The following is a 12,929-nucleotide window of genomic DNA, read 5'->3' on the forward strand; positions in this document are numbered from 1 at the left end:
AACAAAATGGAAAAAAGTTCCATTAAACTTAAAAAAATAGGATGAATCCATTAAAAGAAGAACACACGTTATCCGTTTACACCGAAAATATGGTAGGTTTATTAAACAAAATTTCCATCATTTTTTCGCGCCGGAAAATAAATTTAGAAAGTGTAAATACCTCGCCAAGCGAAATAGAAAATATTTACCGCTTTACCATTGTGGTAAATGAAACCCCAGAAGTTGTGAAAAATTTAGTGCGTCAAATCGAGAAAATTGTAGATGTTTTCAAAGTTTATAGCAACGTGAATGATGAAATTATTTACCAACAAATGGCATTGTACAAAGTGCCAACTTCCGTCATTATGAAAGATGTAAAAGTAGAAAGACTTTTGCGCGAATATGGCGCAAACACTGTGGTGATCAGAGAAGATTATACCGTTTTTGAAGTTACAGGGCAGAAAGAAGAAATTAATAAACTGCTGAAAGAATTAGATAAATACGGTTTAATAGAATTTGTGAGAAGTTCTCGCATAGCCATTATTAAATCTAGTGAAGGCGTGCATAAAAAAGTACTGAATATGGAGAAAAATGACCCACGCAAATCACCAATTAACAATGAATTTTTAAGTTTGAAAAGCAAAATTTTTCAAATGTAAATTTTTAAAATAGGAAAAAGCCAACAAAAATTAAAACAAAAAAAATGTCAAATTATTTCAACGAATTACCACACCGCTTAAAAGTACAAGAATTAGGAAAATGCGATTTTATGGATAACGCAGAGTTTTCTAACGGTGTAGAAAAATTAAAAGGAAAAAAAATAGTAATTGTAGGTTGCGGCGCGCAAGGTTTAGCGCAAGGTCAAAATATGCGCGATAGCGGGCTAAATGTGGCTTACGCTCTCAGAAAAGAAGCAATCGAAACCAAAAGAACTTCTTTTGAAAACGCAACAAAGAACGGTTTTGAAGTTGGCACTTATGAAGAAATGATTCCCACAGCAGACCTCGTCTCCAATTTGACGCCCGATAAACAACATACTGACGTCATTAATAAAGTGGTTCCTTTAATGAAAAAAGGCGCGTGTTTGTCTTATTCCCACGGTTTTAATATCGTAGAAGAAGGCACAAAAATTCGTGAAGATATCACAGTGGTTATGATTGCCCCAAAATCTCCAGCATCAGAAGTGAGAGCGGAATATTTGCGCGGTTTTGGCGTACCAACATTAATTGCCGTTCATACTGAAAACGACCCAAATGGTGACGGATTAGAAATCGCAAAAGCCTATTGCGTAGGAACTGGCGGCGATAAAGCAGGCGTTTTACATTCTTCTTTTGTGGCCGAAGTAAAATCAGATTTAATGGGAGAACAAACTATTTTGTGTGGTTTATTGCAAACCGGCTCCATTCTGAGTTTCGATAAAATGATAGAAAAAGGAATTGATGCAGGTTACGCCTCAAAATTAGTTCAAAATGGTTGGGAAGTCATTACAGAAGCCTTAAAGATTGGTGGAATTACCAATATGATGGATCGTCTTTCTAATCCTGCCAAAATAGAAGCCTTTAAATTGGCCGAAGAATTAAAAGAAATAATGACGCCTTTGTTCAACAAACATATGGACGATATTTTGTCTGGACATTTTTCTAAAACAATGATGGAAGATTGGGCAGAAAATGATAAAAATTTACTAAAATGGAGAGAAGCCACAGGCGAAACTAATTTCGAAAAAACACCCGCAGGAAATGTAACTATTAGCGAACAAGACTATTTTGATAACGCAACTTTAATGGTTGCTTTCGTAAAAGCAGGTGTAGAATTGGCCTACGAAACCATGACGCTTTCTGGTATAAAAAATGAATCTGCTTATTACGAATCTCTGCACGAAACTCCTTTAATAGCAAATACAATTGCACGCAAAAAATTATTCGAAATGAACCGTGTGATTTCAGATACCGCAGAATATGGTTGCTATTTATTTGACCACGCCTGCAAACCACTTTTAGCAGATTTTATGAAAAAAGTGGATACCAATTTAATCGGGAAAAACTTTAATGAAACAGCCGATAAAAATGTAGATAATTTTGAATTGGTAAAAATAAACGCAGCCATCAGAAACCATTCAATCGAAAAATGTGGCGCAGAACTTAGAGCAGCGATGACAGCAATGAAAAAAGTGGTTTAAACGCCACTTTCTAACTAAATTTTTAAAAAACAATGGTTTCAGAAACAATAAAACTAAGTCTTTTAGAAGAAATTCAAGACGCGAAAAAGAAATTTAAAGGTGTAGTTTTCCCTACACCATTATCGCTTAGCAGAAACCTTTCACATGATTTTGAGGCAAATATTTTTCTAAAAAGAGAAGATTTACAAGTCGTTCGTTCCTACAAAATACGTGGCGCTTACAACAAAATGAGCGCGCTTACATCTTCAGAAAAAAAACAGGGAATTGTTTGCGCAAGTGCCGGAAACCATGCGCAAGGCGTGGCATATTCTTGCCATCTTTTGCAAATATTTGGTAAAATTTTCATGCCAAAAACAACACCCAAACAAAAGATTAAACAAGTGCAACTCTTTGGTAAAGAATATGTTGAAATCGTTTTAACGGGCGATACTTTTGATGATTCTTTTGCTGCCGCGAGTGAAGTTTGTACCGCAGAAAATAAAATTTTCATCCATCCTTTTGATGATATTAAAGTAATTGCCGGACAAGGAACTGTCGGTTTAGAAATTTTAGAAGACGCCAAAATGCCGATTGACTATGTGTTTATCCCAATTGGCGGCGGCGGTTTGGCATCTGGCCTTTCTACCGTTTTTAAAAAATTAAGTCCAAATACAAAGATTATTGGCGTAGAACCTGAAGGCGCACCTGCCATGAAAACTTCCATCGACAATGGAAAAAATACAAGATTAGAAACCATCGATAAATTTGTAGATGGAGCGGCCGTAAAACAAGTTGGGAATCATAATTTTAAAATTTGCAAAGAAAATTTAGATGATATCATTCTTGTTCCAGAAGGAAAAGTTTGCTCTACAATTTTGCAGATGTATAATGAAGAAGCCATAATTGTGGAGCCAGCTGGCGCGTTAACAATCTCTGCGTTAGATTTTTACAAAGAAAAAATCAAAGGTAAAAATGTGGTTTGCATCGTAAGTGGTAGTAATAACGATATCGAAAGAACAGCCGAAATTAAAGAACGTTCTTTGTTATATGAAGGTTTAAAACACTATTTCTTAATCCAGTTTCCGCAAAGACCGGGCGCTCTAAAAGAATTTGTAAACGATATTTTAGGAACTGATGATGATATTACCTATTTTCAATTTAAGCAAAAAAACAATAGAGAATCTGGCCCCGTGATCGTTGGTCTAGAATTAAAAAACAAGGCCGATGTTGCACCTATTAAAGATAAAATGCAAGAAAAAGGCTTTGAATTTCAATACCTTAACGACAAGGAAGATTTATTTGCACAGTTAATTGGTTAAAATATTAAAAACATTACGTTTTTTTTTTAATTTTAATATTTAAATAAAAATTTTGTGTCTTTGTGGTTAAAAAAATTAAATTTGTTTATTAAGATTTAACCACATTTATGTCAATAGAAATTCAACAAAAAATAGAAGACCTTCGCAAAGAACTTCATCAATATAATTACGCCTATTATCAAAATGATGAATCTCTAATTTCGGATTTTGATTTTGATTTAAAATTACAAGAACTACAAAAATTAGAAGCGGAAAATCCAGAATATTTTGATGAAAATTCACCGTCAATGCGAGTTGGTGGCGGAATCACGAAAAATTTTCCTACAGTTCAACATCAATTTAGAATGTATTCTTTGGATAATTCTTATGATTTTGATGATCTTGAAGATTGGGAAAAACGCATCGAAAAAACCTTTGGAAAAGATGAAGTAGAATTTGTGGCTGAGTTAAAATACGACGGCGCTTCCATTTCAATTTTATACGAAAACGGAAAATTAATCCAAGGAATTACACGCGGCGATGGTTTTCAGGGCGATGAAATTAGCAATAATGTCCGCACAATTTCAGATATTCCTTTAACCTTAAATGGCGATTTTCCTGAGCGATTTTTTATGCGTGGCGAAATTTATCTCACCCGAAAAAACTTCGATAAAATCAATGAAAAGCGCGAAGAAGAAGGTTTAGATTTATTTATGAACCCAAGAAATACCGCAAGTGGAAGTTTAAAAATGCAGGATTCTGCAGAAGTCAGAAAGCGAAAATTATCTGCAGTTTTATACCAGTTTATTTCAGAAGATATTCCCGTAGAAACGCATTGGGAATTATTGCAAAAAGCAAAAACTTGGGGTTTCAGTATTTCAGATCAAGCGAAACTTTGCAAAAACTTAGATGAAATAAAAGATTTCATTAATTATTGGGATAAAAAACGCCACGATTTACCATTTGAAATTGATGGTATTGTTTTGAAAATCAACAACATAAAACAACAACAGACTTTAGGTTACACCGCAAAATCGCCGCGTTGGGCGATGGCGTATAAATTTAAAGCAGAAAAAGTTGAGACGAAATTAGAAAGTGTGGTTTATCAGGTTGGAAGAACGGGCGCAATTACGCCGGTTGCAAATTTAAAACCCATTCTTTTGGCGGGAACTACGGTAAAAAGGGCGACTTTGCACAATGAAGATCAAATAAAAAAACTCGATTTACACGAAGATGATTATGTTTTCGTAGAAAAAGGCGGCGAAATCATTCCGAAAATTGTGGGAATTAATTTAGAAAAAAGATTACCCAATTCTAAACCAATCGAATACATCAAAAATTGCCCAGAATGCGGAACTGAACTCGTAAAAATTGAAGACCAAGCCAATCATTTTTGTCCGAACGAACTGCATTGTCCGCCGCAAATTGTGGGAAGAATGATTCATTATGTTTCCCGAAAAGCCTTGGATATTGAAAATCTGGGAAGCGAAACAATTGAGCAACTTTACAGAGAAAAATTGGTAGAAAATCCCGCAGATTTTTATGCTTTAACCAAAGAACAACTCTTGCCTTTGGAAAGAATGGCAGAAAAATCGGCGCAAAATATTATCGAAAGTATCGAAAAATCAAAAGAAATTCCATTTGAAAAAGTATTGTTTGGAATTGGCATCAAACACGTTGGTGAAACCGTTGCAAAGAAGTTGGTAAAAAACTTTTCAACTATTGAAGAACTTCGAAATGCAAGTCTCGAAGAATTGGTTCAAGTGGAAGATATTGGAATTAAAATTGCCGAAAGTATTCATGAATTTTTTCAAAATTCAGAAAATATTTTAATGATTGAAAGATTGAAAGAATATGGCGTAAAACTGGAAAAAGATGAAAATTTTAACCAAACTATTTCCAATGTTTTAGAAGGAAAAACCTTTCTTTTCACAGGTAAATTATCATTATTTACAAGAGAAGCCGCAGAAGAAATGGTCGAAAAAAACGGCGGAAAAAATATCTCTGCGGTTTCTAAAAATCTTAATTATTTGGTTGTCGGCGAAAAAGCCGGAAGCAAACTGAAAAAAGCGCAGGATTTGGGAACCATCACGATTTTGGATGAGCAAGAATTTTTGGATTTGTTCAATTAAAAATCGAGGAATTTCAGTTAATTTTCTAGCGGATTTTTAGATAAAGCAGAATAATATTAAGAAAAAATAAAAATTTCTGTCATATTTTTTTAAAACTTGTCACTAACATATTAGAGACAAAAAATATTAACTTAAAATTTAAAAAAAAATGGAAAACAGAAAACAATTCATTCAAACTTTAACAAGAATTCAAATCATTAGCAGCATTGTATGGGCTGTTTTACTCATCGTTTCTTATTTCGTTTTGGGTGAATCCAACAAAGAAATTAGCCTTTTTCTAATTTGTGGTTTTTTTATTGAATTTTTACTCATCAGTTCATCCAAAAACAACATCAAAAAATTAGAAGAAAAAACTGCATAAATGCGTTCTGAAACATCTGAAAAAATGAGAGCACAAAAAAATGATGCTTATTTTGAAGAAATTATAGAGAAAAATAAATACAAATTATATAGGATTTGCAGCATTTATGCGGTTAATCCAATTGAGCCAGAAGACCTTTTTCAAGACGTCATATTTCAAATTTGGAAATCTTTAGAACACTTCAAAGGAACATCAACGATTGATACATTCGTTTATAAAATTGCATTAAACGTTTGCATGCGTTCGAAAATGAAATTTGAAAAAACAAATGATAAAACAGACCGGTTTCAATCGATTCATTTTACACCAATAGAAAATGAAATTGATGCTTCTGAACAAGAAAAATTTCGCTTTTTAAAAGAATGTATTTCTACTTTAAATGAAACAGATACTTCACTTATTGTGCTTTATTTAGATGATTTATCTTACAAAAAAATTGCAGAAATCACAGGATTTTCAGAAAACCATATCGCTGTAAAAATGAAAAGAATAAGAAAAAAATTATTTGAATGTATCGCGCCAAAAATCAAATAAAATGTTAGAAAACGACTTAAAAGAAATTTGGAATAACTCTTCTAAAACATCAGAAATCGCCATTGAAACCAATCTTTTGAAAGAAGAATTGAATGCTAGTTTGCAAAATATTCACAAGAAAATAAAATATAGAGACATTAGAGAAATTTCTGCATCCGTTGTTGGAATACTTATTTTTGGCTATTTATTTTTTGAAATTCCTTTCCCTTTAACCAAAATTGCTTGTGTTTTGACGATAGTTTGGTTTTTATTTGTACTTTTAAAATATAGAAAATCAAAGATACAGAATTCAAAAATCGATTTCGATTTGCCTTTAGCAGAACAACTAAAACAACAAAAAAATTTTATGCTGAAACAAGCCAATTTATTAGATTCTGCGCTTTATTGGTACGCAATTCCGCCCTTTATTTTAAATTTTCTATTTATTTTGGGCTTGGGAAATCCTTCCGATTATTTTTGGAATAATAGTGTTGCTGATAAATTATTACCTCTTTCTATAGATTTGAAAATAATAACATTGATAGGTTTAGTAATGTTTTATGCTTTCACTTTTTGGATTAATAAAAATGCATTAAACAGGGATGTAAAACCACTTTTAGAAAGTATTGAAAAAATACAAAAACAAATAAATACTTTTGAATAACCAAAATATAGAAATCTAATTTTTAATAATAATTTGAACTATTTGTTCCTCGGCGAAAAAGCCGAAAGCAAATTAAAAAAGGCACAGGATTTGGGAAAGATCACGATTTTGGATGAGCAAGAGTTTTTAAATTTGATAAATATTTAACAACAGAATATTTAATAACCTGTAGAATAATAGCACACAGATTTCACAGATTTTCACAGATTTTTTTTAAATTAATCAATAATATTTGTGAAAAATATATCATAATATTGTTTTAAAATTCGTGTAAATCTGTGAAATCTGTGCGCAAAATTTTGTAAAAAGAAAAGGGACAAAATATCCAGTGATAAAAAAACAATGAATTCCAAATTAATAGAAAAAAAATTAGAACTAAAAAATATCGCCATTACTGCGATGCGTAAACTTGTTTTGGATGTTTTTCTGCATCAAAAAAAAGCGGTTTCATTGGCTGATTTGGAAGAAATTTTAAACAATTCTGACCGAAGTACGTTGTACCGCACTTTAAAAACTTTTGAACAAAAAGGACTTATTCACGGCGTTCAGGAAAACAACAAAACCCAATATTTACTTTGCAACGACGCTTGTGATGAAGAAAATCACTACGATTTTCACCTTCATTTTTACTGTAAAAACTGTGAAAAAACCACTTGCTTGGAAGATGTAAATTTCAATCAATTAAAATTCCCAAAAGGTTATAAAATCCAGAATCTAAAATTTGTGGCAAACGGCATTTGCAAAGAATGTAGTTTAATATCTAAATAGATTTTGCTTACTTCAACGCAAAGGTTTGCCAAAAGTTGAATTGCCAATGTTTAAAAAATTGACAAAGTCAATTTCTTTGCGCCTTACTACAAAACCATTCAAAAGATTTGCGTCTTAGCGTTGATTTTTTTCTAAATCATTTTACAACGAAATATTGCAATAGTGTTGCATTCTGTTTTTGGCTAGTTTTGTAAAAAAAGATAAATGTCACAATCCTGCTGCAGTACAGAAGAAACTTCTCATAAAAAAGACCACGATCACGAAGGTCATGATCATTCCCACGAAAATCTGGACGGAAGTTTAGTCAAATTATTTGCGCCTGCAGTGATATCTTTTCTGCTTTTGGGAATTGGTTTAAGTTTAGATTATTTTTTTAAACCTGAATGGTTTCAGGCTTGGGCGAGGATTTTACTATACACTTTGGCTTATTTGCCCGTCGGATTTCCGGTTTTAAAGGAAGCCTTTGGAAGTATAAAAAAAGGACAGTTTTTCTCAGAATTTTTCCTCATGAGTATCGCCGCAATTGGCGCTTTTGCAATCGGCGAATATCCGGAAGGTGTTGCGGTAATGCTGTTTTACAGTGTTGGCGAAGTTTTCCAGATCTTGGCAGTTCAGCGCGCGAAAGGAAATATTAAATCTTTACTGGATCAAAGACCAGATGAAGTGACGATTTTAAAAAATAATATACCTAAAATTGTTAAAGCCGAACACGTTGAAATTGGACATTTGCTTCAATTAAAACCTGGTGAAAAACTGGCTTTAGATGGCGAATTAATTTCGGAAAAGGCGAGTTTTAACACCGCGGCTTTAACAGGCGAAAGCAAACCAGATTCCAAGAAAAAAGGCGATCCTGTTTTTGCCGGAATGATTAATTTGAATTCAGTTTCAGAAGTTGTCATTACCAAAAAATACAACGACAGCAAACTTTCGAAGATTTTAGAATTGGTGCAAAATGCTTCTTCTCAAAAAGCACCGACGGAACTTTTCATTAAAAAATTCGCAAAAATTTATACGCCAATCGTCGTTTACTTGGCGATTGCAATTACCGTTCTACCCTACTTTTTTGTAGCAGATTATGAATTTAAAAACTGGTTGTATCGCGCTTTGGTTTTCTTGGTAATTTCCTGTCCGTGTGCTTTGGTGATAAGCATTCCTCTTGGTTATTTTGGTGGAATTGGCGCCGCGAGTAGAAATGGAATTCTATTTAAAGGTGGAAATTTCCTTGATTCTTTGGCTAAAATCCAAAATGTGGTGATGGATAAAACTGGCACGATGACGGAAGGTGTTTTTAAAGTTCAAGACGTAAAAATTGAGAAAGATTTTAATGAAAAAGATATTTTAGAAAAATTAAATTTAATTGAAAGCAAATCAACACATCCGATTGCCACGGCGATTCACGATTATGTTGGCGAAATCAATCACGACCAAAAAATATCAAATATCGAAGAAATTGCTGGTTTTGGTTTAAAAGCAAATTTTGACAATAAAGATTTTTTAGCAGGAAATTTTAAATTATTAGAAAAATTTAATATTAAATACGATAAAACTTTAGAAAATATTCCGGAAAGTGTGGTTGCGATGGCTTTTGACAATCAGTTTGTTGGTTATATTACCATCGCTGACGAAATTAAAAAAGAAGCAAAAACCGCCGTTGATTCTTTAAAAAAATTAGGCATAAAAGTCACCATGTTGAGCGGCGACAAAAGTGCCGTCGTGGAAAAAGTAGCGAAAACTTTAGGCATTCAAAGTTATTTTGGAAGTCTTTTGCCGGAAGATAAAGTGGCAGAATTAAATAAAATTAAAGCAAAATCTGAAACTGTTGCTTTTGTCGGCGACGGCGTAAATGATGCGCCTGTTGTCGCGCTTTCTGATGTTGGAATTGCGATGGGCGGTCTTGGAAGTGACGCCACGATTGAAACCGCAGATGTTGTAATTCAAGATGATAATCCCGCAAAAATTGCGATCGCAATAAAAATTGGGAAGGAAACTAAAAAAATTGTTTGGCAAAATATTTCATTGGCATTTGGCGTGAAATTTATTGTTTTAATTCTTGGCGCAGGTGGTTTAGCAACCATGTGGGAAGCGGTTTTCGCGGATGTTGGAGTTGCGCTTTTGGCGATTTTAAATGCGGTGAGGATTCAGCGGATGAAGTTTTGATTTGAGAATTTGAAAATGAGTTAATTCAAAAATTTAAAAAATAGATAATTCCGTAGGAATAATATCTGTGTAGAATTAGCATTAAATTAAATTAAATCAATCATTCCATTGGGATGAAATCTTTTTGAATGATATTTTTATGGAAGTTTATTGCGAAAATAAAAGATTGTATTCCTACGGAATACTTTTTTTTGTGGTCTATTTTCTTCTACAAAGATATAATTCCTACGGAATTTTTAAGAGCCTGTTTAAATTTCATTCAATAAATTTTTTATAGCCTTTTCTTAATTTTCTAAATTAAAATAAACTCTGTTTATTCTTAAATTTAACATTAAGAATTTCAGTGAGTTAAGTTTATTCTGATTAAGCAATCAATAAATTGATTTTTATTAAGTTTTTTAAGCGAAAATGGCTTAATTCCTTAATGGTAAAAATAAATTATAAATTTAAACAGGCTCTAAGAATATCTTTGAAAATTTGTAGCTTTTCAATTTAATATACTTTTTATTTCTGCGAAAATTGCGCCCCGACTTGAGTGGAGCTCTCCGCCGCGGCGGAAGCGGGAACGGAAGGCGGAAAAGGCGCCCAAAAAATTTCTTTAAAAATTCAAAATCTGTCTATTTTAGAGATTGTTTTAATTTTCTTATTTTAGAGCCAATAAAATTTAATATGAAGAAACAGATAATTATAGCAGCAGTTTTTTTGAATTCTGCTTTTGCATTTGCGCAACAATACGGTGGAATGTGGATTCCGACAGAAGTGAACGAAACTGAAATGAAATCTTTAGGAATGAAAATTTCCGCCAAAGATATTTGGAGTACCGATAAACCTTCGATAAAAGATGCCGTTGTACAGTTTAACGGCGGTTGCACAGCAGAAATAATTTCGCCAAACGGTTTGCTTTTAACCAATCACCATTGCGGTTTTAGTCAAATACAGTCGCATTCTACGGTCGAAAATGATTATTTATCTGACGGATTTTGGGCTAAAGACATGAAATCTGAACTTTCTAATCCGGGTGTAACGGTCGATTTTATCACTGATATTAAGGATGTTACGCCACAAATATTAGCAAATACTCAAAATTTAGGAGAAAAAGAAAGTGCCGCAATGATTAAAACTAATATTGCAGCAACAATCCAGAGTTTCAAAACTAATCCTTACCAAAAACTGGTAATAAAGCCGATGTATGCAGGAAATAAATATTATGCCTTCGTTATAGAAACTTTTAAAGACATTAGATTGGTTGGTGCGCCACCTCAAAGTATTGGTAAATTTGGTTCTGATACGGACAATTGGGTTTGGCCGAGACATACCGGAGATTTTTCTATGTTTAGAATTTATGCAGATAAAAATAATAATCCAGCTGAATATTCGCCAGATAATGTGCCTTACAAACCGAAATATTTTCTACCGATTTCTTTAAAAGACAAAAAAGAAAATGATTTCACTTTTGTATTCGGATTTCCAGGAAGAACCAATGAATATTTGCCTTCTATTGCGATAGAAAAAGTTATTAATGACATAGATCCTGCAAAAATAAAAGTGCGAGAAATTGCCCTTAATACTTTAGATAAAAAAATGCGCAATGATAACGAAACACGTTTGAAATATGCTGCAAAATACGCTTCAGTCGCTAATTATTGGAAAAAATGGATTGGCGAAGTGGAAGGTTTAAAAAAATCTAACGCTGTGCAAAAAAAGCTAGATTATGAAAGTGCTTTAGAACAAAAAAATCCAGATATTAAAAACACGATTTCTAAATTTAATACTTTATATAATGAACAAGCGCCTTTTGCTTTAAACAACGCTTATTACGGAGAAGTGGTGAGAAATGCAGAAACTTTGAGATTGGCCAATTACTACATTAATTATGTAAACGCAAAAGAAAGTGGAAAAATAACACCTGAAGCAGAAAATCGTTTTGCAGAAATACTTTCAAATTTTTATAAGGATTACGATGGCGCTTTGGATGCAAAAGTAACCGCAGAATTATTAGCTTTGTATCAGCAGAAAACGCCTGCAGAATTTTTACCAAATAATTTTAGCCAATTTAGCGACGTTAATAAAAATTACACAACCGTAGAAAATTGGTCGAAAAATTCATTGATTTCTGGACGTGGTAATTTGAATGGAAAAATGGCAACTACAAATGTAAAAGCATTATTAGATGACGCCGATTTTGTAGATTCTATTAAAAAAGATCCTTTTTATATTTTAGCAAATGACTTGAAAGAAAGTTATATGTCGAAAGTTGATGGAAAATTCAATGACTATCAAACGCAGATTGATGCGCTTCAAAAAACCTATATGGCACAATTGATGGCGACCGATAAAGAGCGAAAATTTTTCCCTGATGCAAACTCTACTTTGCGCGTCACTTACGGACAAGTGAAAGGTTCAAACCCACGAGATGCTGTTTATTATGGCTATCAAACGCATTTGGCAGGTGTTATGGAAAAATATGTGCCGGGAGATTATGAGTTTAATGTACCGAAAAAACTGATTAATCTTTACGATAAAAAAGATTACGGCATTTATAAAGATGCAACGGGCGATGTTCCTGTAAATTTTACTGCAACCAACCACACAACAGGCGGAAATTCTGGCAGCCCAACATTGGATGCTTATGGAAACTTAATTGGTCTAAACTTCGACAGACAATGGGAAGGAACGATGAGCGACATCAATTATGACCCAAAATTATGCAGAAATATTATGGTTGATACCAAATATGTGCTTTTCATTATCGACAAATATGCGGATGCAAAATGGCTTTTAAATGAAATGAAGATTGTGAAGTAAAAGACTTTACAATAGTTTTAGGCCGTTTCAAATTTAATTTTGAAGCGGTTTTTTTGTTAAATGCTCAATCTATAAATACTAAAAAAAAATGCGC

Annotated in this window: 10 protein-coding genes; all 10 read left to right on the forward strand. The window is 33.0% G+C overall.

The window, feature by feature from the left end; all coding sequences use genetic code 11:
- Positions 1 to 41: 41 nt before the first annotated feature.
- The 10 genes from ilvN (at position 42) to C4S29_RS12780 (ending at position 12,835) form a co-directional block, all read left to right on the forward strand.
- Positions 42 to 638 (forward strand): acetolactate synthase small subunit, encoded by a 597-nt coding sequence (ilvN, locus tag C4S29_RS12735; protein WP_103914483.1) that lies wholly within the window; start codon positions 42 to 44, stop codon positions 636 to 638.
- A 44-nt stretch (positions 639 to 682) separates the two neighbouring features.
- Positions 683 to 2,158 (forward strand): ketol-acid reductoisomerase, encoded by a 1,476-nt coding sequence (gene ilvC / locus C4S29_RS12740; protein WP_103914484.1) that lies wholly within the window; start codon positions 683 to 685, stop codon positions 2,156 to 2,158.
- Positions 2,159 to 2,190: 32 nt separating this feature from the next.
- A complete protein-coding gene (gene ilvA, locus C4S29_RS12745; RefSeq protein ID WP_103914485.1) occupies positions 2,191 to 3,456 on the forward strand; it encodes a threonine ammonia-lyase IlvA in 1,266 nt (421 codons plus the stop codon).
- A 107-nt stretch (positions 3,457 to 3,563) separates the two neighbouring features.
- On the forward strand, positions 3,564 to 5,567 hold the full coding sequence (gene ligA, locus C4S29_RS12750) for an NAD-dependent DNA ligase LigA (RefSeq protein WP_103914486.1): 2,004 nt from the start codon (positions 3,564 to 3,566) through the stop codon (positions 5,565 to 5,567).
- A 148-nt stretch (positions 5,568 to 5,715) separates the two neighbouring features.
- Positions 5,716 to 5,928: a hypothetical protein gene (locus C4S29_RS12755; protein WP_103914487.1), complete on the forward strand. Its 213-nt coding sequence runs from the start codon at positions 5,716 to 5,718 to the stop codon at positions 5,926 to 5,928.
- A complete protein-coding gene (locus C4S29_RS12760) occupies positions 5,929 to 6,462 on the forward strand; it encodes an RNA polymerase sigma factor (RefSeq protein ID WP_233740555.1) in 534 nt (177 codons plus the stop codon). It begins immediately after the preceding gene.
- A gap of 1 nt (position 6,463) precedes the next feature.
- Entirely contained in the window at positions 6,464 to 7,105 is a 642-nt protein-coding gene (locus C4S29_RS12765; protein ID WP_103914488.1) for a hypothetical protein, read from the forward strand.
- A 342-nt stretch (positions 7,106 to 7,447) separates the two neighbouring features.
- On the forward strand, positions 7,448 to 7,873 hold the full coding sequence (locus tag C4S29_RS12770) for a Fur family transcriptional regulator (protein ID WP_185116967.1): 426 nt from the start codon (positions 7,448 to 7,450) through the stop codon (positions 7,871 to 7,873).
- Between the two features lie 204 nt (positions 7,874 to 8,077).
- Entirely contained in the window at positions 8,078 to 10,030 is a 1,953-nt protein-coding gene (locus C4S29_RS12775; RefSeq protein ID WP_103914489.1) for a heavy metal translocating P-type ATPase, read from the forward strand.
- A gap of 669 nt (positions 10,031 to 10,699) precedes the next feature.
- Positions 10,700 to 12,835 (forward strand): S46 family peptidase, encoded by a 2,136-nt coding sequence (locus tag C4S29_RS12780; RefSeq protein WP_103914490.1) that lies wholly within the window; start codon positions 10,700 to 10,702, stop codon positions 12,833 to 12,835.
- The last annotated feature ends 94 nt before the right edge of the window (positions 12,836 to 12,929 follow it).

Origin of the sequence: Halpernia humi, from assembly GCF_900108025.1 — a bacterium.
Lineage (GTDB): Bacteria > Bacteroidota > Bacteroidia > Flavobacteriales > Weeksellaceae > Halpernia > Halpernia humi.